Below are 23,189 nucleotides of genomic sequence, written 5' to 3'. Positions count from 1 at the left end.
GATCCCCTCCGAAGCCGCATCATGACACACCGAAGGCAGTTCGGCCGGGAGCTTTCGTACTTTTGCTGGTTCACTGCACTGATCCGCCCGTCGTGGGAGAATGCCCCCGGTGAGTCGTGGCTCGATCACTGCTGTCAGGGGTTGAGCGACACGAGGGTGCGACGACAGAGGAGCCGTAGATGCGCGTCCCGTCCGCGAGCACACCGGCAGGGTCGGCCGTTCCACTGCCTGAGGCCGCGGCGGTGCCGCAGGATCGGGCGAGGACCGTCGTGTTCGTCGCCGGCTCGGGACGCAGCGGCACGAGCACGCTGGCGGGCATCCTGCGCGAGCTCGGCCTGTACATCCCGCAACCGGAGGTCGTACCGGATGCGACGAACCCGCGCGGGTTCGCCGAGCCGCAGTGGCTGGTCGACTTCCACACCGAGCTGCTCCGCCGCACCAATGTGCAGGTGTCGGATGCCCGTCCACGGGCGTGGTTCGAGGCCGGGCGGCCGACGGCTCGCGAGGGCGTACGTCAGCGGGCAACCGACTGGCTGTCCGAGCAGTTCGCCGAGCACGACGAGGTCGTGCTGAAGGATCCACGGCTCGCGTGGTTCCTCGGCCTGTGGCGGGTCGCCGCGATCCGTGCGGGTGCGACGCCGTGCTTCGCGACGATGCTGCGCCCGCCGACGGAGGTCGTGGGCAGCAAGCAGAAGTACTACAACAACCGCATGGGCGACGCACATGGCACGGCCGCGTGGGTGAACATGATGCTGCACACCGAGCGGTCGACCCGCGGTTCGAAGCGGGTCTTCGTACGCTACGACGAGCTTCTCGACGACTGGACGACGTCGCTCGTCCGCACCGGCGACGAGCTCGATCTGGCGCGGGTCAAGGTGGCGTCGGCCGACCGGATGCGCAAGGTGCACAACTTCATCGACCCCTCGCTGCATCGCGTACGCCTCACCTGGGACGACGTCCAGGTTCCTGCACCGCTTCGCGACCTCGCCGCGGCGACCTGGGACCAGCTCAACCTGCTGGCAGATCCGGACGTCGAGTCCGCGCCCGTGCACGCCGAGCTCGACACGTTGCGCGAAGCGTATTCGGCGTACTACGAGGAGGCCGAGGCGGTCGTCTACTCCTCGCTGCTCGCCGCTCGCCGCTCCGGGCAGCCGGCCGCCCAGCCCACGCCGCCCGGGTCGTCGTCGAGCATCGTCGCGCGGCTGGTCGATCGGATCCCGCACGATCAGCGCGCGAAGATTCCGCCATCCGTACGACGCGGCGTTCGGCGCGTACTGTCGCACCGCGGGGGCCAGCCGTGAGCGGACTGGCCAATCTGGAAGGGCACCACGAGTACGACGTGTCCTGGCCGTGGGAGCGGGGCGACCTCGCGCCCGGGATGACCGCGGTGCTGCGGGTGAAGAACGAAGCTCGCTCCATGCCGTGGGTGCTACCACCTCTGCTGGAGGCCTGCCAACACGTCGTCGTCGTCGACAACCAGTCAGACGACGGCACCTCAGAAGTGACCCGACGTACCGCCGCCGAACGCAACCTGAGCGATCGGCTCACCGTCGCCAACTACCCGTTCGACGTCAGCCGCTGCGGACCCGAACACCTCGCCACCCCCGAACGCTCCCTGCACAACCTCGCCTACTTCTACAACTGGTCGTTCTCCCACGCCACCACCACGTACTCCCTGAAATGGGACGGCGACATGGTCCTCACCCGCGAAGGCGCCGCCACCTTCGCCGACCTGTCCTGGCAGCTCGGCAACGCACCCACCGTCGTCACCATGCCGCGCCATCCGCTGTTCGTGGAGAGCGACCGGGTCGCGTACCTCGACGTCGGCCTCCGCAACATCGAACCCTGGATCTATCCGATGGGCCCCGACTACACCTTCGTCAAAGCCTTCGAATGGGAACTACGCCTCTTCCCCGACAACGTCGAACGACTCACCCTCCCCGGCGGCCTCTGCGTCGAACTCAAGTACCTCGACTCCGACGAGTTCTCCCACTGGACCGACCCCGACGCCTTCGCCACCAGCGTCCGCACCCTCCGCAAACGCCGCGAATGGACCGTCTTCAACGCCCTCGCCAACGGCGAACCCGCCGACAGCATGGAAGCCGTGATCCGGATCGAGTCACCCCCCGGCATCCACGTCATCGACCACGTCACCAACACCTGGCTCCCCCAAGCCGACCGCCCCATCGTGAAGCAGCCCGTGAACGTGTAGCGCTTCATACGAGGGAAAGCACGCCCGGAATACCCGACCACCCCCAGCCGTTCCATGAACAGTTAGTTGAGGCATCAAGTGAATGCCTCGACGCGGGACCCGAAGGAGGGCGTCATGGACACGCGCGCACTGCGCTACGACCTCGCACAGAGGTACTTCGACTCGCGGGACTACCGGGGTGCGATCCACGAGCTCACCGGCATCGTCGAGCAGAGCCCCGAGGACGTCGGGGTACGCATGCTGCTCGCCCGCTCGTACTTCCACGCCGCCTTGCTGAGCCCGGCCGAGACACAGCTGCGGGAGGTCATCGAACGCGATCCGATCGAGTCGTACGCGCACCACATGCTCGCGCGTACCCTCGAGCGCCAGTCCCGCCACGACGAGGCGACCAAACACCGGCGCATCGCCGCCGCACTGACCGGTGACGACGAGCTGCTGCGTCCACACCGGGCGACGGCGACAGCGGGAGGGCAAGGGTGACGTCCGATTACGGACTGGAGGTCGAGTTCGGCGTCTTCGTGACCCCCGATGCGGGGCGGGTGCACGAGACGTTCGAGCTCGCCTCGCTTGCCGAGGTGTCCGGGCTCGACCTGCTGACGATGCAGGACCACCCGTACCAGTCGCGGTTCGGCGACACCTGGACGCTGCTGTCGGCGATCGGCGCGCGTACGAACGCGATCCGGATCTCGCCCAACGTGGCGAGCCTGCCGTTGCGCCCGCCGGCGGTCTTGGCGAAGTCGGCCGCGACGCTCGATCTGGTCACGGGCGGGCGGGTTGAGCTCGGTCTCGGCGCGGGCGCGTTCTGGGACGCGATCGCGGCGAGCGGAGGCGCCCGGCGGACACCACGCGAGGCGGTCGACGCGCTCATCGAGGCGATACGCATCATCCGCGGGTTCTGGCAGGGCGGGTCGCTGACGGTCGACGGCGAGCACTACCGCGTCCACGGCATGCACGCGGGGCCCACGCCGGCGCACGACATTCCCATCTGGCTCGGCGCGTACAAGCCGCGGATGCTGCGCGCCACTGGCGAGCTAGCCGACGCGTGGGTTCCGAGCCAGGGGTATGCAGGCCCGCAGGAACTACCGGACATGAACGCGCGCATCGACGAGGCGGCCGCGGCCGCCGGACGCGCACCGCAGGCGATTCGCCGGATGTACAACGTCTCCGGGCGTTTCGGCACCAGCGCCGCGTTCCTCGAGGGTTCACCCGCGGACTGGGCCGAGCAGCTCACCGGCCTCGTGCTCGAGCAAGGGATGAGCACGTTCATCCTCGGCAGCGACGACCCCGACGACGTCCGACGGTTCGCCTCGGAGGTCGCACCGGCCGTACGCGAGCTGGTCGCGGCGGAGCGCTCCCGGCCCGACGCTCACGCAGACGATCACGCCGGCGACCGCGCTGCCGAATCACGCCGCGTGCCCGACGGGGCGGAGGCGCTGACGGTCCACCCGACCGCCGACGACGGCACCCGTCTCACCGGCGAGCTCGACTGGGACGAAAGCGTCCGGCCGACCACCGCGCCTCCCGCGGACGCCGCGTACACGCCGGCGCAACAGGCGGTGCCGCAGCACCTGATCGACGTGCACGACGGGCTGCGCAGCGAGCTCGACCAGGTGCGATCGGTACTCGGTCAGGTACGCGCAGGCAGCCTGCAGGTGGGCGCCGCCCGCTCGATCATCAACACGATGGCGATCCGACAGAACAACTGGACGCTCGGGGCGTTCTGCGAGTCGTACTGCCGCATCGTCGCGGGGCACCACACGCTCGAGGATCGCGGCATCTTCCCGCACCTACGCCGCGCTCAACCAAGCCTCGCTCCGGTGCTGGATCGCCTGGAACACGAGCACGAGGTCATCGCCGACGTACTGGAAGCCCTCGATCGCGCACTCGTCGGTCTCGTCGACGACGAAGGGTACGGCTCCGCCGGGCAGAACGCGCTCGACGAGCTCGAGCGCCAGGTCGACCTCCTCACCGACACGCTGCTCTCGCACCTGTCGTACGAGGAGCGCGAGCTGCTGCACCCGCTTGCGGCGCACGGCTTCGGCTGAGGGGTTGTACCGCCTGATACCAGGCGGTATCTTCGGCGCATGGCCATGACACTTCGCCTCACCGAGGAGCAGACCGAGCGACTACGCGCGACCGCCGAGCGCGAGGGCGAATCGATGCAGGCAATCGCGGTACGCGCGATCGAGGAGTACACGAATCGTCGGGTGGCGCGGCGGGATGAGCTGCTGCAACAGATCATCGCGGAGGATGCTGACGTTCTACGCCGGCTCGGCGACGCATGAGCGACGCCGTCGTCTACCTCGAACTGGACGACTTGCTTGCATCGGCCGAGGCATTCCTCGGTCGCCGCCCCGAGGTCCGCGACTACGGACTACTCGAATCGGCGCTCGCCCGTCCGATGGCGAGTGTCTTCGGCGAGGACGCGTATCCCACGTTCCACGGCAAGGCTGCCGCGCTGCTCTCGTCGTTGGTCGGGAATCACGGTCTCGTCGACGGCAACAAGCGACTAGGGCTCGTCGCAGTTCGCTTGTTCTACGCGATGAACGGCTACACGTTCGAGGCGACCGATGACGAGAAGTTCGACCTGATCATGGACATCGCCGCGGGTCGGCTGGTCGAGGTCGCCGGCATCGCCGAAAGGCTCGCCGCACTCACCCGCAGCGCCTGACGTACGCAGTCTCTGGCCACCGCGACGCTTCGGCCTCCGACGAAGCGCCCGGGGTCGAGAATCGAACCATGCACCCGTCTTCCACCCTGCTCGATCCGGACTACCGCGTACCTGTGCCCGATGTCGGCGACCGCGGCATGGCCTGGCTCCGTTCGCACGTGGCACGGTTCAGCGAAGGTCCCGATCATGTACGCCGCCGCGAACTCGTCGTCGGCCTGCTCTCGGATCTCGATGCCGATCCGCGGCCCGGCGAGGATCCCACCGCGTGCCTCCTACGTACCCTCGGCCGGCCCGCGTCGTTCGCGGCCGACGTCGCGTCGATCGCCCTCGCGTACCACCCACACCTGCCGACGACCCCCGAAGCCGATGCCGCCGTCGAGCGGTTCGTCGACGAGTACGGCGAACGCAGCGAGACCGTCGCGGCAGTGATCTGCGTGCTCGTGCAGGCGCACGCGGGTACGCACGCACTCATCGGCGCACTCCGCGACGGCGATGACCGCGCCCCGGTGCCCGCGACGCGCCGCATCGCACCCGGCGGCGAGGTCGTGGAAGTCGACCTCGCCGACGCGCACTTCGGTCGTGGCGCGCACGCCTGCCCGGGCGAGGCACTGGGCCGCCGGTTGGCCGAGGCGGCGCTGACATGACCTTGGCCGACCTCCATCGCGGGCCGACGGCCCTGCTGCTGCCGAACGCATGGGACATCGCATCGGCGTTGGCGTTCCTCGAAGCCGGCTACGCGGCCATCGGCACAACCAGCCTCGGCGTGGCAGCGAGCAACGGTCAGGTCGATGCCGCCCGCGCGAGTAGCGCACGTACGCGCTCGGTCGCGCACGCACTGCGCGTCCTGCCCTGCCCGGTGACCGTCGACATCGAGGACGGCTTCGACGACGATCCCGCGCGGGTCGCGGCGTACGTCGAGGAGCTCGGCGTGGACGGCGTCAACGTGGAGGACAGCACGAACGGCACGCTCGTCGATCCGGCGGCACACGGGGCGAAGGTCGCGGCGATCAAGCAGCGATGCGGTGACCGCGTGTTCGTCAACGCCCGGGTCGAGACCTATTGGCTCGGCCAGGACGCAACCGTCGAGCACACCCTCGACCGCGCCCGGCGCTACATCGACGTCGGCGCGGACGGCATCTTCGTGCCCGGCAGTCTCGATCGCGAGCAGCTGTCCGCGCTCGCTTCCGGTCTGAGTGTGCCGCTCAACGTACTTCCGCAGCCCGGCGTGAGCCTCGACGAGCTGTCGGCGCTCGGCGTACGCCGGGTGAGCTCGGGGTCGCTGCCGTTCCGGGCCGCGCTCAGTGGCGCCGTCGCGGCCCTCGACCACGTCCGCGCCGGGACGGCCCCACAGGCGACGGCGTACGGAGAGGTCCAACGGTTGAGTGCGGCGTACGAGCGGATGTCGCCGTAGCGCAACCCGTGCTTCAGAACGCGCCGTGACGCCCTTCGCCGGCGGCGAACCGACCCGCGCCCTCCATCGCCTCCGCCAGCGACTCGCTTCCGTGCGACCACTCGACGTCGAGCGCCTCCGGCAGATCCTGACCATGTTGCCGGTACGCCGCGAGTCGATCACCACGCAGGCAGGTCTGCGGGAATGCGGCAAGGTCACGCGCGAGCCCCAGCGCTTCCTCCAGCGCCTCGCCCGGTGAACTGATCCGGTTGGCCAGCCCGATCCGGTGCGCCTCGTCGGCGCCGACGGGCCGCCCGGTCAGGATCAGGTCGAGCGCGCGCGACTGCCCGATCAGTCGCGGCAGGCGTACCGTGCCGCCGTCGATCAGGGGTACGCCCCAACGCCGGCAGAACACACCGAACACCGCGGCCGGGTCGGCGACGCGCAGGTCGGACCACAGGGCAAGCTCGAGCCCACCCGCGACGGCATGCCCTTCGACGGCGGCGATCACCGGCTTGGAGAGCAGCAGCCGGGTCGGCCCCATCGGAGCGGGACCGTCGACGCCCGGTGGTTGCGGGCGGATGGTGCCCGCGCTCGCGGCCTTGAGATCGGCGCCGGCGCAGAACGTGCCCCCAGCGCCGTGGAGCACCGCGACCGCCGAGGACTCGTCGGCGTCGAAGCCTCGGAAGGCGTCGTACAGGAGCCGCGCGTGCTCGGAGTCGACCGCGTTTCGTACGTCGGGACGGTCGATCGTGACGACAGTGACCGGCCCCTGCGTGTCGACCAGCACGCCCATCAAGCCACCTCGACCTTCGTACGCGCCAGGATCGGCTCGAGGTCGAGCCCGGCCGGCAACGTGCCGAGCGCGCCACCCCAGTCGCGGTCGAGCCGGCTCGCGCAGAACGCGTCCGCCACCGCACCTGGTGCGTGCCGTACGAGCAGCGAGCCCTGGAACACCAACGCGAGCTGCTCGACGACGCGTCGTGCCCGCAGCTCGATGTCGTCGAGCGAGCCGAGCTCCTTCTTCAGCCGAGACAGTGCGTCGTCGAAGCGCGGGTCGGATCCTGCGGCCTGCTCGACCTCGCCGAAGTACGCGTCGACCGTGTCCGGCTGCCGGGCCATCGCCCGCAACACGTCGAGCGCGGCGACGTTGCCCGAACCCTCCCAGATCGAGAGCAGCGGCAGCTCGCGGTAGATCCGCGGCAAATCCGACTCCTCGACGTATCCGTTGCCGCCGAGGCATTCCAGCGCCTCCGCGGCGTGGATCGGTCCGCGCTTGCACACGTAGTACTTCGTCGCCGCCAGCGCGATCCGGCGCAGCGCGACCTCGGACTCATCACCGCGAACAGCTCGGTCGTTGGCGCCGGCGAGACGCAGCATCGCCGTCGTCGCGGCCTCGGACTCGACGGCGAGATCGGCGAGTACGTTGCGCATCAGCGGCTGGTCGATCAGCGGTGTGCCGAACGCCTCGCGATGCCGCGCGTGATGAGCGGCCATCACCAGCGACGTACGCATCCCCGTCGAGGTCGCGATCACACAGTCGAGCCGGGTCATGTTGACCATCTCGACGATGGTGCGGACGCCACGCCCCTCCTCGCCGACCAGCCACGCGTGCGCGCCGTCGTACTCGATCTCGGCGGACGCGTTGGACCGGTTGCCGAGCTTGTCCTTGAGCCGCATCAACCGGATCGCATTGCGCTCCCCGTCGGGGAGCACGCGCGGAACCAGGAAACATGACAGGCCGCCCGGCGCCTGCGCGAGCGCGAGGAACAGATCGGACATCGGCGCCGACGTGAACCACTTGTGCCCGGTCAGGCGGTACGACCCGTCGGTCAGCGGTGTCGCCTCCGTGGTGTTCGCGCGTACGTCGGAGCCGCCCTGTTTCTCCGTCATCGACATACCGGCGATCAGGCCCCGCTTCGTGGTCGGCTCGCGCAACCCGAAGTCGTACTGGTTCGATGTCAGTAGCGGCTCGTACGTCGCGGCGAGGTCGGGACTCGCCCGCAGCGCAGGCACGATCGAGTACGTCATCGAGACCGGGCATGCATGCCCCGCGTCGACGGACCAGGCCATCAGCTTCGCCGCCCGTGCGACGTGCGCCCCCGCGCGTCCGTCTGCCCACGGCGCCGCGTGCAGACCGTACGAGACGGCGGTATCCATCAGCCGGTGGTACGCCGGCGCGTACTCGACCTCGTCGATGCGATTGCCGTACCGGTCGTGGGTCACCAGGCGCGGTGGGTAACGCTCGGCGAGCCGGCCGAGCTCCTGGGCGTCGGCCGTGCCCGCGTGCAGGCCGACGGCGCTCAGCTCGTCGAGCGCCCATCCGGCGCCCTCCCGCTCGACGCCCTCGCGCAACGCGGCGTCGGCCGCGGTGTCGTGGCCGACGAGCGGCGGGACCTGGTTGAGCACCCGGTGGGTCTCGGACATGGCGGCACCTCTGATCGTTGGATGTTACAGATCATGCCACGGTTGTCTCGTAATCTGTAGCGTGGCAGAGTGCGGTCATGCCCATGACCGGTGTCGAGCACGACCCGACGACCCTTCCCGCTCGATCGGTCGTGCTCAGCCTGCTGCTCGGGTCGCATCCCGATCCGATGAGCCCGGGAGCGCTCATCCGCGCCGGCGCGTACTTCGGAATCTCGGCCTCGACGGTTCGGGCCGCACTCAGCCGCGCCGTCTCGGCGGGTGACCTCCGGCGCGCCGACGGCGGGTACGCGCTGGGACCGCGACTCGTCGAACGACAGCGGCGGCAGGGCGAGGGCATCGACGACGCCGAGACCCGCTGGGACGGCAGTTGGGAGATGGCGGTCATCGTCGTCACCGGCCGGCCCGGCGGCGACCGCGCATCGCTGCGGGAGGCGCTGAGTGCGCACCGTCTCGCCGAGCTTCGCGAGGGCGTGTGGACGCGACCGGCGAATCTACGCCGATCGGTCGAGTACGCCGCCGACCCGGTGCTCACCACGTTCCGGGCAGTGCCCGACGAAGACCCGGCCGAGCTCGCGGCCGGGCTCTGGGACCTGGCCGGCTGGTCGACCCGCGGCTGCGCGTTGCGCGACCTGCTCACCACCACGACCGAACCCGCGGCGCGGCTCGCGGTCGCCGCGCACGTCGTACGCCACCTGACCGCCGACCCGCTGCTCCCGGGTCCGCTGCTCCCGCGCGAGTGGCCGGCGGCCGATTTGAGACGCGTGTACGCGGCATACCAGGCGGAGCTACGGGCGCTGACCCGCGATCAGTGAGACCCGAGCGCATCGGGACCTGCGTCAATTACAGATTGACGTCGCTCGATCGTCAATCTACGCTTGACGCATGAGCCCACTCGATATCAGCCTCGCAGACCTGATCTCCCGTCTCGACGCAGAACTCCCGGACGCCGATGCCTTGGCGCGCGTCAGCGAGGCGCACCTTCGTTCACAGACCATGACCGATCTCGGCGACCAGCTCGTCGACCACTACGTCAGCAAGGCCAAGCAGAGCGGCGCGTCGTGGACCGAGATCGGCGACGCCATCGGGGTGTCGAAGCAGGCCGCTCAGCAACGTCGCGCTTCCACCCCGTTCGACCGGTTCACCGAGCTGAACCGGCACAGCATCGTGCTGGCGCAGGAGGCCGCCCGTACGCACAAGCACGACTTCATCGGCACCGAACACCTGCTGCTCGGCCTACTCGGGGAACCACAGGGCCTGGCGTACGAGATGCTGACGAAACCTGCGACGGAGCAAGGCGTCCGCGACGCGATCGAGGAAGCGATGCCGCCGGCCGGGACGAAGGCGCCGCGGGGTCACATCGCGTTCCGGGAGGAGAGCAAGGTGGCCATCGAGGAGGCGCTGCGCGCGTCGACAGACCTCGGACATGACCGGGTCGGCACGGAACACTCGTTGCTGGGCCTGATCCGCGCCGAGGATAGCCCGGCCGCGCAGATCCTGCGCGGTCTCGGCTTCACGTCGGACGAGCTGCACGAGACGGTCAAGACCGAGATCGCCCGACGGTCCTGACCCGCGCCACCGTGCTGTACCGGCCGTTTCACAGCGCGCGTCGATCAGCGTTCGTATCCGCCCTCCGGTGGCACCATCTCGCCTCGTACGCCCAGCAGTCGGATCGGCCGGTCGTCGTCGAGCTTGGCGAGCAGCTCGAGCGCGGTCTGCGCGATGACGGCCGGGTCGAACGTCGGCTCGGCCAGCTTACGTACGCGGGTGAAGGTGAAGAACGGCGCGAACCGCACCTTCAGGTGCACGCGCATGCAGGCACGACCCTCGGAGCGGAGGTCGGCGACGACCTGATCGGACAGGGCCCGCACGGCCGCCGAGATCTCGTCGGTCGCGGTGAGGTTCTGCTGGTACGTCGTCTCGTGCCCGTGTGCGCGGGCAACCCACGGCGTGTCGTCGACCGTGGCGCGGCTGAGACCGCGGCCGAGGTTGCGAAGGTACGGCCCGGTGTTCGGACCGAATGCCGCGATCAACGCCTCCTCGGAGGAGTGCGCGAGCTCGCGTACGGTGCGAATGTCGACGTCGTCGAGACGCTGCGCGATCCGCTTGCCGACGCCCCACAAGGCGGTGGTCGGGCGGTCGCCCATTACCTCCATCCAGTTGTCCTTCGTCAGTACGTACACGCCGCGGGGCTTGCCGAAATCGGTCGCGATCTTCGCCCTGACCAACGTGTCGCCGACGCCGACGGAGCAGTGCAGCCGGGTCGCCTCGAGCACCGCCGCCTGCAGCCCGTGCGCCGCCTCCACCGGGTCGTCGACCGCGACGCCGACGAACGCCTCGTCCCAGCCCAGCACCTCGACCACGGTGCCTGGGTACGTGCGCAGCGTCTCCATCACGGTCGCCGATGCCGCTTCGTACACGGGGAAGTCGACCGGCAGGAAGACCGCATCCGGGCACCGGCGCACGGCGGTCTTGAGCGGCATGCCCGACCGGACACCGAACTCGCGCGCCTCGTACGACGCCGTCGACACGACCGCCCGCTCCGTCGGATCGCCGCGGCCACCGACGACGACGGGCAGACCGGCGAGCTCGGGTCGCCGCAGGATCTCGACGGCCGCGAGGAATTGGTCCATGTCGACATGGAGAACCCAGCGTGCCATCCGCCCATCCTGCCGTGCCTCGCCGACATTCGGCTCGAGTCGGCCCGTGTTTCCACTGGCGCATCGGCGGCGATCCCGTACGGTAGGGAGGCCGTATGACGGTGGTTCGGAGGAGCACCGAACGAGGGAGCACAGGCATGACAGAAGGCAACAGGGGTGGCTGGTCGGGAACCGCGACCGAGCCGATCTACGAACAGCTACTCAGGGAGGCCGACGAGGGCATCCGGCGCAGCGTCCTGGCGGGACAGTCATCACGGGTCGGTGCACCGCACCCACCACCGGCACCGCCGGCGGACTGGACACGCACGCCGTACCCCGGGTAGGCGTCTCGCGAAATCAGCGGCGCATCCTGTCCCGACCCGGGAGTGGGAGCGCCAGACCGGGCTTCTGCACGAGCCGGGTCAGGTCGTCGACCGACACCGGCAGTGACGTCAGCGGCTTGCCGTTGGGAGATCCGTCCCCGCCGCGGTCCGCTCGGTCAATCGCCACGTAGGCCGTGCCTCCGCTGGGCTGTTCGTACGCGACGCCGAGTACTGTCTTGCGATCCAGCTTGTCGCGGGCGACCCAGACCGTCGAGCCGTCTCCGAGCTGCTTGGACTCACACGTCGTGGATGCCGTGTAGAAGTACAGCGCGCACCGGTAGTACGCGCGGTCCTCCGCCGTGTCAGGACCGTGCGCAGTGTCTTCAGCACTGCTCATGCCGACGACGAGTGTGCCCTCCCGCTTGCCGTCCTGCCAGCTCCCGTTGATCGACGCGGCCTCGTACTGCCCGTCGGCATTCGTCGACCCTTCCATCAGGCCGGGACCGACGTGCGCCTTCTGCGGGTCGAGGACCTCCACGGTCAGATTGGTGATCCGGCGCTGGACCGCCCGGGTGTCCTTCGGTGCCGGATCCCGATGCGGCCGGCCGGCGGCCGACGTGTCCGAGTCCGGGCCTGGCCCTTGCGAGTCACTCGACGTCGCGATACCCACGGCGACGACCAACGACGCCGCGACCGCGACTCCCGTGGCCGCCGTCCCGACCCGGCGTCGGCGCAGCCGCGTCTTGCCTCGTTCGAGGTCGGCCTCCGCCGGAGCGTACGGCGCGGACTCGGCCTCGCGCTCCATCAAGTCGATCAGGTTGGTCTCGTTCATCGGTCCGCCTCCACTGTCGTGAGGTCATATGTCGGTGCCAGGGCAGTACGCAGCTTGGCCATTGCCCGCGCGCACTGGCTCTTGACCGTTCCGGGACTGACACCGAGGTCATGTGCCGTCTCGTCGACCGACAACTGCAGCCAATAGCGCAGGACGATCACGGTCCGCTGACGTTCCGACAGGTCGGCGAGGGCAGCCATCAACGCGCTGGTGTCGGAGATGTCCAGCGCCTCGGGCGCGGGAGTCTCCGGCATGACCTCGACGAGACGCTCCCTTCGCGCGGGCGAGCGCGATGCGTCGACGCTCAGATTGAAGATGATCCGGCGTACGTAGGCGTCCTCGGCGCCGCGTCGTACGACCTTCGGCCAGGCGACATAGAGGCGCGCCAGCGCGGTCTGCACGAGGTCTTCGGCCTGGTGCCAGTCGCCGCAGCGGAAGTACGCCGCAGTAAGCAACCGTCTTCGGCGACTCGCGACGAACTCGACGAAGTCGGCGTCTCGGGTTCGCTTGGTTGACACGTTGGCCTCCTCGGCAGTCCTCGAGAACCAAGACGTAACTCGCATCCCCCCCGGTTGACACGACGCCATAGCCAATGCCTCAGGAACCGCCGCCGCTCGAGGCGCCGGCTCGCCAGCTCTCCGCGATCCCGCGCATCAGCGGCGGGTAGACGAGCAGGTGCCGGAACGGGCCGATGCCGGCCATGTACGCCCGCCCGAAAAGACCATTGGGCCTGACCAGCACGGCCATCTGACCGCGGAAGCCACCTGAGTCGTCGGGCACCCAGCTCAAATGCATCACACCATGCACCGTCTTGTTGGCCATCTCGGCCGCAAACTCGTCGTCGATGAGGTACAGCGGCGAGAACGGCAACCGATCGAAGCCCGGCCCGGCGGCACCTTCACGCAAGTCCTCGGGGAGTCGGTCGCACAACGTCGGGACCCGGGCGCCTACGCCGTCTTCGTCATCGTCCCAGCCGAGGAGCGCGCCGAGCTTCCATCGAATCGAGAACAGCGCTCGGGCGATCCACGACGGGTTCTCCGCAGTGTCGCCGTCGCGCACCTGCCGCACCAGCTTCGGGAAGTCGTCGGGTCCGCCCGGTGTCGGCAGCGCCCACACGTCGTACAGCCGGAAGTCTTGGGTGATCTCGTGAATTCGCCACGGCCGAGACGTGTGCTCGCGGTCGGGGATCCGCGCTCCCTGCGTACTCATCGATCGTTCTCCTCGGTGCGGGGTTCGATGCCGAGCACGCCGGCCACGGCGCGTTCGGCGAGTTGCTCGTCGTACGGAGCGCGGCCTGCAACGGAGATCACGGTTCCCTCGAGCGCCCCGACGACAGCGAGCGCGAGCATCCGATCGGGTGCGCCGGCGGGGATCGTCTCGGCAGCGTGACCTGCCTTGATCAGCTTTCGACAGTGCTTCAGGAGCAGTCCGTAGTTGCGTTCGACCTCACGCCCGACCGGATGGTCTTGCCCGGTGAACTCGAGCCGCAAGGCGATCGGGACCCGCGCGACCTCACGGCGACAGAAGACCGCATGACCGCGCGCGAGGGCGAGCAATGCCGCGGCCGGTTCGGACTCCGCCTCGACCAGCGGCAGAACGTCTTGCCGCCAGGTCTCGCGCCACCACGTACGTGCGACCGCCAGGGTGAGGTCCTGCTTGTCCTTGAACTGGTGGTAGAGGGCGCCCCGGGTGTAGCCGGCGTCTCGTGCCACCTGCTCGAGCCGGAGGTTGGCGTAGCCGTAGCGCGACAGGCCCCGGGCCGCAGACTCGAGCAGGGCGGTACGCGAGCGGGCTCGCCGCTCCGCCTGGGAGAGCCGGGCGGGTGGCCGGTCGTCGGCGTCGAACTGTGCGCGCAGAACCGGGCTCACCCCGCTCGCCCAACGTCGTCGGCCGCGCGGCTGGAGCGCGGTCGCAGCGTGTCTCGGGTGGTCATCTCATCCCCCTCGGCTTCGATGTCGGATATAAACATACCTACACGCATGTACGTAAATCAACGGGCGGCCAGGTGCTCGCGGCCTGTCGCACCGGTGGGCAGACGGCGAGAACACCTTGTCCACCAAGGCAGACGAATCCGATTGCCCTCTGTACACGGGGCGTTCCAGCCAGTAGCGTGCGCGAGGGGTTTCGACGACACGCACCGAGGGAGCGGTAAATGTCCGACGACGCGACGCGTCCTGAGACCGGCGACAGCGACTACTCGAGGATCGGCGGTGGCCGCGCTGTGAGCGCGGTGGTCGATCGGTTCTATGACCTGATCCTCGACGACCCGGACCTGTCCGGGTACTTCGCGAACACCCGGATGGAGCATCTCAAACGGCACCAGGTGAAGCTCGTCTCACACCTGCTCGGCGGCCCCGTCGAGTACGACGGGCGTGACCTGCGTACGGCACACACCGGCATGGACATCGGCGAGGCGGACTTCGACCGCGTCGTCACCCATCTGGTGTCGGCGCTGAGCGAGGCCGGCGTACCCGACGATGTGATCGGGCGCCTCGGGGGCACTCTCGGCGCGGCCAAAGCCGACATCGTCAGCGCGTCCTGACCGGATGGACACTGCGCAACTCAAGGACTCCTGGAACCTCGTCGCGAAGTCCGGCGACGACGTCCCACTGTTCTTCTATTCACACCTGTTCTTGTCGCACCCCGAGCTCCGGTCGATGTTCCCGGTCTCGATGTCTCAGCAGCGCGACAAGCTCGTCGGCGCGCTGGCCAACATCGTCACCCACGTCGACGAGCTCGACGAGGTCGTGCCGTTCATCGGTTCGCTGGGCTCGGACCATCGGCGCTTCGCCGTCGAGCCGGAGCACTACGACGCCGTCGGTGCCTCGTTGCTGGCGACGCTTCAGCACTTCCTCGGCAATCGCTGGACCGACGAGCTCGCCGGAGACTGGGCGGCCGCGTACGGAATCATCGCGAAGGTCATGATCGACGGGGCGGCGAAGTCCGCGGAGACCACCCCGTCATGGTGGAACGCCGAGGTCGTGTCGACGGAGCGTCGCAGTGTCGACGTCTCGGCGATCCTGCTTCGACCGGACCAGCCACTGACGTACCGTCCGGGTCAGTCCATGGCGATCGAGGTCCCCCAGCGCCCGCGCCTGTGGCGCTACTACAGCCCGGCCAACGCGCCCCGCGACGACGGCCTGATCGAGCTGCACGTACAGGTCGTCGACGGCGGCCAGGTCAGTTCCGCGATGGTACGTACGCTGCGGAAGGGCGACACCGTGAAGGTCGGCGCCCCGGTCGGCGAGGCGTTGACCCTGGAGGACCCGCCCGAGCGAGTGTTGATGGTCGCGGGCGGCACCGGACTCGCACCGCTGCGAGCGGTCGCCGAGCAGCTCGACGATCACTGGAAGCAGCAGGGAAGCGGGCCCAAGGTCGACCTGTTCCACGGCGTGCGGATGCCGTGGAACCTCTACGACGACGACGCTCTGACCGCGTTGGCGGACCGACCGTGGTTCGACTACCACGCCGCCGTCTCGGACGATCCGAGCTGGCGCGGACTCCGTGGTCCGGTCGGCACCGTCGCCGCGGAGCACGGCCCATGGAGCGGCGGTACTGCCCTGGTGTGCGGTTCGCCGGCCATGGTGCAGCACACCGTCATCGAGCTGACCGAGGCGGCCGGGATCCCCCGATCCGATATCCGCCATGAACATTTCGGCGACGGCGGCTACCAGCCCGTCTTCGCCCAGCACGATGCAGGAGGCCAGTCGTGAGCCAGACCCAGACGAGCCGGATGGCGGCCGCGATCCGGAATGCACGATTCACGGTTCACCGAAACGGGTTCGACCAAGACGAGGTGCTGCGATACCTCGACGCACTGGCCGACACGATCGAACAGCAGGAGCAGGAGATCACCACCCTGCGCGACGAGCGCGAGGCCAACGGCGAGACGGCCATCAACGAGCGCGCGGTGCTGATGTTCAGCGAGGCCCAGAAGATCTCCGACAACCTGATCGACGAGGCCGTGACTCACGCCCGCGACCTGATGGCCTCGGCTCGTACCCAGCAGCGCGAGATCGTGAAGGAGGCGCAGGACACGGCCGAGAGTCTCGTCCGCCAGTCCGACGCGGTCACCGACGACGGAACGGTCGTCGGGTACGACCGCCAGGTGCCCGAGATCGAGTACGTCCGTACCTTCGCGAAGGTCGCTCAGGTTCAGCTGCGCGCCGTACTCGACGCACTCAACGAGCAGGTCGAGACGCTCGGCGAGGTACCGCGCCTGGGCGACCAACGCGAGATCACCCGCGGCGCATTCCCCGACAAGTCCGCCTGAGTCGGTCGTACGCGATCGGCGCCAGGCGCCGCCCGGTGGCGTACGACCGTGGGGTCGATCAGTCGCCGACCCGGGTGAGCTCGATCATCCGCTGTCCGCGGGGATGTCCCCACTTGCCGATGTAGCGGAACTCCCACCGGCCGAACCTCGACACCCAGCGGAGGTCGCGACGGTAGTACCAATACGCGTTTCGCTCCGTGAACTGCGAACGGTTGTGACCGTCGACCGGGAACCCGGGCGGTCGCTCGTAGAACGTCGCGTAGAACCTGCCGCCGGGTTTGAGGACCTTCGATACGCGGTACATGCAGAGCCGGATGTTGTTCAGTGAGACATGGGTGAACACCGACTGCGCGATCGCCATGTCGAACTGCACACCGAAGTCGCCGTCGAACCGGTCGGTTGCCTGCAGATTCTCGACCGGCAGACGATCGCGCTGCTCATCGGTGAGCTCGCTGTCGTACCCGGCGGCGATGACGTTCGCATTGATGTCGATACCGTAGTAGTTACCGGCCTCGAGGTAGTCGACGAAGTGCACGCCTCCGCGCAGGCTGCCGCAACCGACGTCGAGAAGGGTGTCCGCGGGCTGCAGACCTTGCGCGATCAGGAAGTCACGCTGCAGCTCACCGATCTCGTCCCATCTCCCGCCGACGTACGTCCGATGCTGCTCGCCCGCGATCTCCTTCGTCGAGAACGTCCGGCTGTAGCGGGGATCGCGTCGCTTCCCCGCTTCGTTGCGCTGCGCTATCTCGGTCACATATCCTCCGTCGGCGTTGCGACTCCCTGGCATCGGCCTCTTCAAGACTCTGGGTCCGGCCTCCGCCGGACCATGGGTGCCAGCACCCATTTCTCGCGCGCGGGCATCCCGGATACTTGGGGAATGGGCCGGGAACTGTCGTTACCACTGTTCTGGCGGGTATGTCTGATCAACGGCGGGGTGATCGCGCTCGGCGTGCTCGTTCTGGTGCTGTCACCGATGACGGTGTCCGCCCGTCCGCTGTGGTCGGAGGGCGTGATCCTGTCGATCGGCCTGCTCGTCAGCATCTCGCTGAACGGCGTGCTGCTGCGTTCTGTGCTCGGGCCGCTCGACCGCCTCACCGCCGTGATGGCGACGATCGACCTGCGCTATCCGGGCCGCCGGCTCGAGGAACAGGGATCCGGCCCGGCTCGATCGCTCGTACGAGGTTTCAACGCGATGCTCGAGCGGCTGGAGGTTGAGCGCAGTGTCAGCACGGCTCGGGCGCTGCACGCGCAGGAGGCGGAACGGCAGCGAATCGCACAGGAGCTGCACGACGAGGTCGGACAGAGCCTGACCGCGGTCCTGCTCGGCCTGAAGCGGGCGATCGACGATGCGCCGCAGGAGACGGTCGCCGAGCTCGACGACGTCCGCGACACGACGAGGGCCACCCTCGAAGAGGTGCGGCGGATCTCCCAGCGGCTTCGCCCGGGAGTGCTGGCGGACCTCGGCCTACTCCGGTCGCTGTACAGCCTCGTCGGAGATCTGGCTGCCCGCACCGGCATCTCCGTCGACCGTCGGTTCCCACCGAGCCTGCCGGAACTGCCACCGGAGACCGAGCTGGTGATCTACCGCGTCGCCCAGGAGGCGTTGACGAATGTGACCCGCCACGCCCGCGCCGACAATGTCGACGTCGAGCTGAACGGCGACGTGCGCGGCCTGGTTCTCCGAATCGCCGACGACGGTACCGGCAGCGAGAGCGCGGCGATCGGCGCCGGGATTCAAGGTATGCATGAGCGCGCGCAGATGGTCGCCGGCAGCCTCGACGTACGACCCCGTGACGGCGGCGGCACCGAGGTGCGGCTCGAAGTCCCGATCGCGGGCGGGCGTACATGACCGCGCGGATCCTGCTGGCCGATGACCACGCCCTCGTCCGTGCCGGCGTACGCCGGATCCTCGATGCCGAGCCGGATCTGACCGTCGTCGCCGAAGCGCGCGACGGATCCGAAGCCGTGGAGCTCGCACGCACCGAGGCGCCCGATCTGGCGGTGCTCGATATCTCGATGCCGCGTATGACCGGTCTGCAGGCGGCCCGCGAGATCACCCGCCGACACCCGGACGTGCGTACGCTGATGCTGTCGATGTACGACAACGAGCAGTACTTCTTCTCCGCCCTCCAAGACGGCGCGTGCGGGTACGTCCTGAAGTCCGCGGCGGACGAGGATCTGGTGACCGCCTGCCGCGCGGCCATCCGCGGCGAGTCCTTCCTGTACGCCGGCGTCGCCGGGACGCTCGTCCGCGACTTCCTCGAAGCGGATGCGCCGCGGCGAGCGCGTGCCGAGCCAGGTCCTCACCGCACGCGAGGACGAGGTGGTAAAGCTGATCGCCGAGGGCTACTCCTCCAAGCAGGTCGCGGCCGCGCTCGTCATCAGCTACAAGACCGTTGAGCGGCACCGCGCCAACGTCCTTGCCAAGCTGGGGATGCGCGACCGCACCGAGCTCACGAGGTACGCCATCCGCGCCGGCCTGATCGAGCCCTGACCCCATCGTGACCCTGGGCCGACGCAGGATCCCCTACTCGGCGGTAACTTCTGCTGCTACGCTCCCGCCATGTCGCGCCCCGCCACCGCCGCCATCCTCGCCATCGCCGTCTCTACAACCGCATTCGCCGGCCCCAGCTCGGTCGCCGGCACCTCTCCCGCCCCGCCGTCCGGCAAGGTCTCCGTCACCGACGGGTGCGTACGCAGCGCACCCGAGCCGCGCGCCGACACGAAGGTGTCGATCTGCTACACGGTGTTCCGACCCGCCGGCGCGAGCAAGAAGCACCCGGTTCCGATGGTGATGCACAGCCACGGGTGGGGCGGGTCGCGCGCGACGAGTGCCTCGAACGCCGAGATCCGCAGGTTCCTGAATGCCGGATACGGCGTCGTGTCCTTCGACCAGCGCGGCTGGGGGAGTCCGGTGGACACGCACACGTCGAGAACCCGACGCTCGAGGGCAAGGACGTCCGGCACCTCGTACGTCTGGTCAGCACGTTGCGATGGGTCCGACAGGACGGCAAGGGCGATCCCCGTCTCGGTGCCATCGGCGGCAGCTACGGCGGCGGATACCAGTTCGTCGGCGCGTTCGAGTCGCTGCGGCTCTGCGGCAAGCCGATCTTCGACGCCCTCGCACCCCAGGTCACCTGGCACGACGTGAGCCAGAGCCTCGCCCCCGAAGGAGTACCGCGTACGACCTGGGCCCTGAGTCTCGCCGCCGGCTCGCTACCGAGCGACGCGCTCATCCCCGACGTGTACAAGGCACTCGTCGAAGGTGCGCTCACCGGCAACTGGCCGGACGGGTCGGGCCCACTGCGCACGAACATGGTGAAGTACTTCAAGAAGAACGGTCCGCGCTGGCACGTACGTCACGGCCGCAAGCTCGATATCCCGGTGCTGCTCGGCCAGGGCACGACCGACACGCTCTTCCCCTTGCAGCAGGGCCTCGCCAACTGGAAGAGGTCACTGACCCCACGCGCCCGCAAGCACAGCATCTTCGTCGGCTACAACGGCGGACACACGCTGCCGGCCATCTTCCCCCGCGGCGTCGACGTCAAGTCCGACCCGTGCAGCAAGAAGCTCGCCGGCGGCGACTTCACTCGGCTCACGCTCCGGTTCTTCGACAAGGCACTTCGCGGGCGGGACACCGATCTGCGCGGGTATGGCCGCGTGCACCTCGCGACGCCGACGAGCACCTGCCTGACGGTCGGCTCCGTACGCGCCACCAAGCGGTACGACGTGGGCAAGGTGGCCACCACGACGGCCGTCGGGCTGCCGCTCCCGTTCCGGGTCGCGAAAGGCCCGATCCGAGTCGCCGGTACGCCGTACCTCACCGGGAAGGTCACCGCACGAGGCGTCGACAACCGGGCGTTCTACGGCCTGGCGATCGGCACCAGCCCGCTCGACGCGAAGCTCGTACAGAACAACGTGCTGCCGATCAACGAGCCTCGGTCGGTCACCGACGCCAGGCGGCACGTCGATCTGCCGTCGGTCGCGGTGAACGTACCGAAGGGCCAGAACCTCTACCTGATGGCGACCGCGATCAGCGATACGTTCCCGCTGATGGGCTCGCGCCTTCCCGGCGTCATCGTGATCGACGACACGGTCGTCCATCTGCCCGTGATCAAGCGCTAGCCGTAGAGGTTGGCGTCCGGCTTGCAGGTCAGGCCTTCGGCGGGCAGGTCCTCCGTCAAGAGGTACTCGTCGACCTCCGGCTGAACACAGTTGTGGCTCTTGCCGATCGCCGTGTGACCCCAGCTGTCGAGGGTGAGCAGACGCGAGCCCGGGAACCTCGAATGTGCGGCCTCCGCACCTGACATCGGCGTCGCGTTGTCGTGGGTGTTGGTGACGATGAGCATCGGTGTCGACGTGTCGAAGGGACCCCGGTACGCATCGTCGGATGACCCGGGCCAGCCCGCGCACATCGACGACTGCCAGACGACGCCCGGCCCGTAGTTCGGAGCGGTCTTCGCCGCCTCCTTGGCAGCATCTACCCAGGCTCGTGGATCCGTGGGATTCTCCGTGTCGGCACAGAGGATGCCGAAGTACGCGCCCTGTCCCCCGAGAACGTCCTCCGGAGCCTCCTCCTCGGCGGCTGCGGGCATCGCAACGCCCCACCTCTCGGCCTCGGTATGCAGCTCACGAACGATGTCGCCCAGGCGGTCCAGCAGGACGGAGCGCTTCGCGTTGAGATCGACCGAGCCGACACCGGGCACCCGCAGCTCGGCGCCACTCCGCGCAGCCGGCTCACCGAGACCGAAGCGCAGCACGTCGATGACCTTCGTCGCGCCGGAGAGAAGCTCGATCGTCGGCAACGGCACGCCCCCGATGCGATACAGCTGGAGAGCGCTGACGCTGAGGCCGTACTTGAACGTGTTGCCGTCGATAGTGATTCCCGGCAGGGCGAGCGGCTCCTCGGTGAGCGAGTCGCTGACCCGCTGCCAGCGCTCCCAGGCGTTCCCCGCGAGCGGGCAGCGCAGTGCGCCGACCTCATCGCAACGCGCGAACGCAGTGGTGAGCGCCTCCTCGATGCCGGCGGCCATGCCCCAACGACCGGTCGCGGGCCGGTCGTCGCCGTTCTCCCCGGTGGTGAAGCCGACCGGGTCGATGACGCCGTCGATGACCATCGCGCGTACGCGATCGGGGAACATCGACGCGTACGTCTCGCCGAGCAGGCTGCCGTACGAAAGGCCGTAGTACGAAAGCTTCTCATCCCCCATGGCCTGCCGGATCAGATCCATGTCTCGGGCGACGTCGGCGGTGGTGAGGTGATCGAGGATCGGCGGTGCCGTCCGGTCGCAGCTGCCGCGAATGTAGTCATCGGAGGCGATGCGCGCCTCGACCTGTTCCGGCGTCGTCGGTGCCATCTCCGTCGGCCTCTCCACCGGCTCGGTGTCGGGCGCCGGCGCACAGGTCGCGACATGTTCCCCGCTGACACCCCGCGGATCGACGGTGACGATGTCGAACTTCGCGCGTACGTCCTTGCCGAACGTCATCGAGCTGACCGGGAACTGGATCCCGCTCGCACCGACCCCGCCCGGGCCGCCGAAGTTCATGAAGACCGACCCAATCCGTTCGTCGGGACTGCTCGCGGGCAGCCGCTTCATCGGGAGCGTCGTCGTCTCACCGTCGGGATCGTCGTAGTCCAGCGGCACCTCGACGGTCGCGCATTCGTAGATCAGGTCGCAGCTGGTCCAGTCGATCTCGGGTACCGGTGCTTCGACCTGCGCAGGTTCGGCCACGGGAGCCTCCGTCGTGGCGCCCTGCGTGGCGGCCGGTGTCAGGAGTGCGATGACGGGGAGGACGCCGGCAGCGAGGCGGATCGTCGTTGATGCACGCATACCCGCAGATTCACCGACGGCCGACAAGGGGTCAACCTCCACTCACCCAGGGTCGTTGGTCAGGTGCGACCTCGGCATCAGTTGGGATCTCACGGCTGGCGGCCCGCCGGCGTCTACGGAGTATGCGTTCAAAAGACTTGCCATCGACACGACCGGCCTTCGCGACGACGATCGAGAACATCGCTTGGGAGCAGCGCAATCCCGACGGCACCCGGTCGGCCACCTTGGTAGGTGACAGACGGCCCGGCGTGACCTTCACGTATGCGTTCTTCATCCCCGCGGGCACCTGGGACCAGCCGCACTCCCATATGACAGACGCGCACCTCGTGGTCGCTCGCGGCGAACTCCGGTTGGGGTACGGCGACCGGTTCGACCGAGACTCCGCGACCTCCTACCCGGTCGGGAGCTTCCTGTACGTTCCGGGCCACGCCGTGCACTTCGACGGCGCCGAAGAGGACACCGTGCTGCTCGGCACCGCCGTCGGGCCCTGGTCGACCGACTACGTGGACTGAGCAGGCGTCGATCTGCCGCTCGCTCGCGGACCGCCCCGACCGATCGCATTCGCTAAAGTACAATTGCTATTGTATTTTAAGA

General features: G+C 68.7%; 30 protein-coding genes. 19 read left to right on the top strand and 11 right to left on the bottom strand.

Annotation, left to right across the window (positions count from 1 at the left end; all coding sequences use genetic code 11):
• Window positions 1–179: 179 nt before the first annotated feature.
• From L0C25_RS10405 to L0C25_RS10370, 8 genes are all read left to right on the top strand, one after another.
• A complete protein-coding gene (locus tag L0C25_RS10405; protein WP_271636423.1) occupies window positions 180–1,301 on the top strand; it encodes a sulfotransferase family protein in 1,122 nt (373 codons plus the stop codon).
• Window positions 1,298–2,212 (top strand): hypothetical protein, encoded by a 915-nt coding sequence (locus L0C25_RS10400; RefSeq protein WP_271636422.1) that lies wholly within the window; start codon window positions 1,298–1,300, stop codon window positions 2,210–2,212. Before L0C25_RS10405 ends, L0C25_RS10400 begins: the two co-directional genes overlap by 4 nt.
• A gap of 114 nt (window positions 2,213–2,326) precedes the next feature.
• A complete protein-coding gene (locus L0C25_RS10395; protein ID WP_271636421.1) occupies window positions 2,327–2,692 on the top strand; it encodes a tetratricopeptide repeat protein in 366 nt (121 codons plus the stop codon).
• Window positions 2,689–4,257, top strand: coding sequence for an LLM class flavin-dependent oxidoreductase (locus tag L0C25_RS10390; protein WP_271636420.1), 1,569 nt, complete (start codon window positions 2,689–2,691; stop codon window positions 4,255–4,257). The genes L0C25_RS10395 and L0C25_RS10390 overlap by 4 nt, the downstream gene beginning before the upstream one ends.
• A gap of 39 nt (window positions 4,258–4,296) precedes the next feature.
• Window positions 4,297–4,497 (top strand): DNA-binding protein, encoded by a 201-nt coding sequence (locus tag L0C25_RS10385; RefSeq protein WP_271636419.1) that lies wholly within the window; start codon window positions 4,297–4,299, stop codon window positions 4,495–4,497.
• Entirely contained in the window at window positions 4,494–4,883 is a 390-nt protein-coding gene (locus L0C25_RS10380) for a type II toxin-antitoxin system death-on-curing family toxin (protein ID WP_271636418.1), read from the top strand. Before L0C25_RS10385 ends, L0C25_RS10380 begins: the two co-directional genes overlap by 4 nt.
• A 68-nt stretch (window positions 4,884–4,951) precedes the next feature.
• Entirely contained in the window at window positions 4,952–5,527 is a 576-nt protein-coding gene (locus tag L0C25_RS10375; protein ID WP_271636417.1) for a hypothetical protein, read from the top strand.
• A complete protein-coding gene (locus L0C25_RS10370; protein ID WP_271636416.1) occupies window positions 5,524–6,294 on the top strand; it encodes an isocitrate lyase/PEP mutase family protein in 771 nt (256 codons plus the stop codon). Before L0C25_RS10375 ends, L0C25_RS10370 begins: the two co-directional genes overlap by 4 nt.
• A 13-nt stretch (window positions 6,295–6,307) precedes the next feature.
• Here the strand turns inward: L0C25_RS10370 and L0C25_RS10365 are convergent, their stop codons facing one another.
• The gene (locus L0C25_RS10365; RefSeq protein WP_271636415.1) at window positions 6,308–7,069 is read right to left on the bottom strand and encodes a crotonase/enoyl-CoA hydratase family protein; all 762 of its coding nucleotides are present in this window, start codon (window positions 7,067–7,069) and stop codon (window positions 6,308–6,310) included.
• Window positions 7,069–8,700 carry an isovaleryl-CoA dehydrogenase gene (locus tag L0C25_RS10360; RefSeq protein WP_271636414.1) on the bottom strand — a complete coding sequence of 544 codons (1,632 nt, stop codon included), beginning with the start codon at window positions 8,698–8,700 and terminating at the stop codon, window positions 7,069–7,071. Before L0C25_RS10360 ends, L0C25_RS10365 begins: the two co-directional genes overlap by 1 nt.
• Window positions 8,701–8,777: 77 nt before the next feature.
• Here L0C25_RS10360 and L0C25_RS10355 point away from each other — a divergent pair, with 77 nt between their 5' ends.
• Both L0C25_RS10355 and L0C25_RS10350 read left to right on the top strand, forming a co-directional pair.
• Complete coding sequence (locus L0C25_RS10355; RefSeq protein WP_271636413.1) at window positions 8,778–9,512, top strand: PaaX family transcriptional regulator C-terminal domain-containing protein; 735 nt, start codon at window positions 8,778–8,780, stop codon at window positions 9,510–9,512.
• Window positions 9,513–9,582: 70 nt separating this feature from the next.
• The gene (locus L0C25_RS10350; protein WP_271636412.1) at window positions 9,583–10,266 is read left to right on the top strand and encodes a Clp protease N-terminal domain-containing protein; all 684 of its coding nucleotides are present in this window, start codon (window positions 9,583–9,585) and stop codon (window positions 10,264–10,266) included.
• Window positions 10,267–10,310: 44 nt separating this feature from the next.
• On the opposite strand, the gene L0C25_RS10345 is transcribed toward L0C25_RS10350, so the two are convergent.
• Entirely contained in the window at window positions 10,311–11,357 is a 1,047-nt protein-coding gene (locus tag L0C25_RS10345) for a DNA polymerase IV (protein ID WP_271636411.1), read from the bottom strand.
• Window positions 11,358–11,494: 137 nt separating this feature from the next.
• On the opposite strand from L0C25_RS10345, the gene L0C25_RS10340 reads away from it, so the two are divergent.
• Window positions 11,495–11,680 carry a hypothetical protein gene (locus L0C25_RS10340; protein WP_271636410.1) on the top strand — a complete coding sequence of 62 codons (186 nt, stop codon included), beginning with the start codon at window positions 11,495–11,497 and terminating at the stop codon, window positions 11,678–11,680.
• Window positions 11,681–11,693: 13 nt separating this feature from the next.
• Here L0C25_RS10340 and L0C25_RS10335 read toward each other — a convergent pair whose 3' ends face one another.
• The 4 genes from L0C25_RS10335 to L0C25_RS10320 all read right to left on the bottom strand — a co-directional run bounded on the left by L0C25_RS10335 (window position 11,694) and on the right by L0C25_RS10320 (window position 14,359).
• The gene (locus L0C25_RS10335) at window positions 11,694–12,491 is read right to left on the bottom strand and encodes a hypothetical protein (RefSeq protein WP_271636409.1); all 798 of its coding nucleotides are present in this window, start codon (window positions 12,489–12,491) and stop codon (window positions 11,694–11,696) included.
• Window positions 12,488–13,009 (bottom strand): SigE family RNA polymerase sigma factor, encoded by a 522-nt coding sequence (locus L0C25_RS10330; RefSeq protein ID WP_271636408.1) that lies wholly within the window; start codon window positions 13,007–13,009, stop codon window positions 12,488–12,490. The genes L0C25_RS10335 and L0C25_RS10330 overlap by 4 nt, the downstream gene beginning before the upstream one ends.
• Before the next feature lie 79 nt (window positions 13,010–13,088).
• Window positions 13,089–13,700, bottom strand: a complete 612-nt coding sequence (locus tag L0C25_RS10325) for a DUF2867 domain-containing protein (protein ID WP_271636407.1) — start codon at window positions 13,698–13,700, stop codon at window positions 13,089–13,091.
• The gene (locus tag L0C25_RS10320; RefSeq protein ID WP_271636406.1) at window positions 13,697–14,359 is read right to left on the bottom strand and encodes a TetR/AcrR family transcriptional regulator; all 663 of its coding nucleotides are present in this window, start codon (window positions 14,357–14,359) and stop codon (window positions 13,697–13,699) included. The genes L0C25_RS10325 and L0C25_RS10320 overlap by 4 nt, the downstream gene beginning before the upstream one ends.
• Before the next feature lie 284 nt (window positions 14,360–14,643).
• Between L0C25_RS10320 and L0C25_RS10315 the strand changes: the two genes are divergently transcribed.
• Genes L0C25_RS10315 through L0C25_RS10305 form a run of 3 tightly spaced genes read left to right on the top strand, consistent with a single transcriptional unit; the run spans window position 14,644 to window position 16,764 of the window.
• Window positions 14,644–15,033, top strand: a complete 390-nt coding sequence (locus L0C25_RS10315) for a group I truncated hemoglobin (RefSeq protein ID WP_271636405.1) — start codon at window positions 14,644–14,646, stop codon at window positions 15,031–15,033.
• A gap of 4 nt (window positions 15,034–15,037) precedes the next feature.
• Window positions 15,038–16,204: a globin domain-containing protein gene (locus tag L0C25_RS10310; protein ID WP_271636404.1), complete on the top strand. Its 1,167-nt coding sequence runs from the start codon at window positions 15,038–15,040 to the stop codon at window positions 16,202–16,204.
• Entirely contained in the window at window positions 16,201–16,764 is a 564-nt protein-coding gene (locus tag L0C25_RS10305; protein ID WP_271636403.1) for a DivIVA domain-containing protein, read from the top strand. Before L0C25_RS10310 ends, L0C25_RS10305 begins: the two co-directional genes overlap by 4 nt.
• Window positions 16,765–16,822: 58 nt before the next feature.
• Here the strand turns inward: L0C25_RS10305 and L0C25_RS10300 are convergent, their stop codons facing one another.
• Window positions 16,823–17,518 carry a class I SAM-dependent methyltransferase gene (locus tag L0C25_RS10300; RefSeq protein WP_271636402.1) on the bottom strand — a complete coding sequence of 232 codons (696 nt, stop codon included), beginning with the start codon at window positions 17,516–17,518 and terminating at the stop codon, window positions 16,823–16,825.
• Between the two features lie 72 nt (window positions 17,519–17,590).
• On the opposite strand from L0C25_RS10300, the gene L0C25_RS10295 reads away from it, so the two are divergent.
• Genes L0C25_RS10295 through L0C25_RS10285 form a run of 3 tightly spaced genes read left to right on the top strand, consistent with a single transcriptional unit; the run spans window position 17,591 to window position 19,258 of the window.
• Window positions 17,591–18,613: a sensor histidine kinase gene (locus tag L0C25_RS10295; RefSeq protein WP_271636401.1), complete on the top strand. Its 1,023-nt coding sequence runs from the start codon at window positions 17,591–17,593 to the stop codon at window positions 18,611–18,613.
• Entirely contained in the window at window positions 18,610–19,164 is a 555-nt protein-coding gene (locus L0C25_RS10290) for a response regulator (protein ID WP_271636400.1), read from the top strand. The genes L0C25_RS10295 and L0C25_RS10290 overlap by 4 nt, the downstream gene beginning before the upstream one ends.
• Window positions 19,088–19,258, top strand: coding sequence for a response regulator transcription factor (locus tag L0C25_RS10285; protein ID WP_271636399.1), 171 nt, complete (start codon window positions 19,088–19,090; stop codon window positions 19,256–19,258). Before L0C25_RS10290 ends, L0C25_RS10285 begins: the two co-directional genes overlap by 77 nt.
• Window positions 19,259–19,314: 56 nt before the next feature.
• Here the strand turns inward: L0C25_RS10285 and L0C25_RS10280 are convergent, their stop codons facing one another.
• Both L0C25_RS10280 and L0C25_RS10275 read right to left on the bottom strand, forming a co-directional pair.
• Window positions 19,315–19,446, bottom strand: a complete 132-nt coding sequence (locus L0C25_RS10280) for a hypothetical protein (protein ID WP_271636398.1) — start codon at window positions 19,444–19,446, stop codon at window positions 19,315–19,317.
• Window positions 19,447–19,503: 57 nt separating this feature from the next.
• On the bottom strand, window positions 19,504–19,731 hold the full coding sequence (locus tag L0C25_RS10275) for a hypothetical protein (protein WP_271636397.1): 228 nt from the start codon (window positions 19,729–19,731) through the stop codon (window positions 19,504–19,506).
• A gap of 21 nt (window positions 19,732–19,752) precedes the next feature.
• Here L0C25_RS10275 and L0C25_RS10270 point away from each other — a divergent pair, with 21 nt between their 5' ends.
• Window positions 19,753–20,889 (top strand): peptidase S15, encoded by a 1,137-nt coding sequence (locus tag L0C25_RS10270; protein ID WP_271636396.1) that lies wholly within the window; start codon window positions 19,753–19,755, stop codon window positions 20,887–20,889.
• On the opposite strand, the gene L0C25_RS10265 is transcribed toward L0C25_RS10270, so the two are convergent.
• The gene (locus L0C25_RS10265; protein WP_271636395.1) at window positions 20,886–22,595 is read right to left on the bottom strand and encodes an alpha/beta hydrolase; all 1,710 of its coding nucleotides are present in this window, start codon (window positions 22,593–22,595) and stop codon (window positions 20,886–20,888) included. The genes L0C25_RS10270 and L0C25_RS10265 overlap by 4 nt on opposite strands.
• A 248-nt stretch (window positions 22,596–22,843) precedes the next feature.
• Between L0C25_RS10265 and L0C25_RS10260 the strand changes: the two genes are divergently transcribed.
• A complete protein-coding gene (locus tag L0C25_RS10260) occupies window positions 22,844–23,107 on the top strand; it encodes a cupin domain-containing protein (protein ID WP_271636394.1) in 264 nt (87 codons plus the stop codon).
• The last annotated feature ends 82 nt before the right edge of the window (window positions 23,108–23,189 follow it).

Source organism: Solicola gregarius (assembly GCF_025790165.1).
In the GTDB taxonomy this organism is placed as follows: Bacteria; Actinomycetota; Actinomycetes; order Propionibacteriales; family Nocardioidaceae; genus Solicola; species Solicola gregarius.
The sequence above is the reverse complement of the archived record's forward strand: the minus strand, read 5'-3'. Positions and strand labels throughout refer to the sequence as shown.

Bases quoted from the DNA above. Each gene is read 5' to 3' on its own strand.
- L0C25_RS10355 (WP_271636413.1), top strand. From the start codon at position 8,778: ATGCCCATGACCGGTGTCGAGCACGACCCGACGACCCTTCCCGCTCGA.
- L0C25_RS10385 (WP_271636419.1), top strand. From the start codon at position 4,297: ATGGCCATGACACTTCGCCTCACCGAGGAGCAGACCGAGCGACTACGC.
- L0C25_RS10360 (WP_271636414.1), bottom strand. From the start codon at position 8,700: ATGTCCGAGACCCACCGGGTGCTCAACCAGGTCCCGCCGCTCGTCGGC.
- L0C25_RS10340 (WP_271636410.1), top strand. From the start codon at position 11,495: ATGACAGAAGGCAACAGGGGTGGCTGGTCGGGAACCGCGACCGAGCCG.
- L0C25_RS10365 (WP_271636415.1), bottom strand. From the start codon at position 7,069: ATGGGCGTGCTGGTCGACACGCAGGGGCCGGTCACTGTCGTCACGATC.
- L0C25_RS10345 (WP_271636411.1), bottom strand. From the start codon at position 11,357: ATGGCACGCTGGGTTCTCCATGTCGACATGGACCAATTCCTCGCGGCC.
- L0C25_RS10395 (WP_271636421.1), top strand. From the start codon at position 2,327: ATGGACACGCGCGCACTGCGCTACGACCTCGCACAGAGGTACTTCGAC.
- L0C25_RS10370 (WP_271636416.1), top strand. From the start codon at position 5,524: ATGACCTTGGCCGACCTCCATCGCGGGCCGACGGCCCTGCTGCTGCCG.
- L0C25_RS10405 (WP_271636423.1), top strand. From the start codon at position 180: ATGCGCGTCCCGTCCGCGAGCACACCGGCAGGGTCGGCCGTTCCACTG.
- L0C25_RS10350 (WP_271636412.1), top strand. From the start codon at position 9,583: ATGAGCCCACTCGATATCAGCCTCGCAGACCTGATCTCCCGTCTCGAC.
- L0C25_RS10380 (WP_271636418.1), top strand. From the start codon at position 4,494: ATGAGCGACGCCGTCGTCTACCTCGAACTGGACGACTTGCTTGCATCG.
- L0C25_RS10315 (WP_271636405.1), top strand. From the start codon at position 14,644: ATGTCCGACGACGCGACGCGTCCTGAGACCGGCGACAGCGACTACTCG.
- L0C25_RS10290 (WP_271636400.1), top strand. From the start codon at position 18,610: ATGACCGCGCGGATCCTGCTGGCCGATGACCACGCCCTCGTCCGTGCC.
- L0C25_RS10310 (WP_271636404.1), top strand. From the start codon at position 15,038: ATGGACACTGCGCAACTCAAGGACTCCTGGAACCTCGTCGCGAAGTCC.
- L0C25_RS10375 (WP_271636417.1), top strand. From the start codon at position 4,952: ATGCACCCGTCTTCCACCCTGCTCGATCCGGACTACCGCGTACCTGTG.
- L0C25_RS10325 (WP_271636407.1), bottom strand. From the start codon at position 13,700: ATGAGTACGCAGGGAGCGCGGATCCCCGACCGCGAGCACACGTCTCGG.
- L0C25_RS10265 (WP_271636395.1), bottom strand. From the start codon at position 22,595: ATGCGTGCATCAACGACGATCCGCCTCGCTGCCGGCGTCCTCCCCGTC.
- L0C25_RS10295 (WP_271636401.1), top strand. From the start codon at position 17,591: ATGGGTGCCAGCACCCATTTCTCGCGCGCGGGCATCCCGGATACTTGG.
- L0C25_RS10335 (WP_271636409.1), bottom strand. From the start codon at position 12,491: ATGAACGAGACCAACCTGATCGACTTGATGGAGCGCGAGGCCGAGTCC.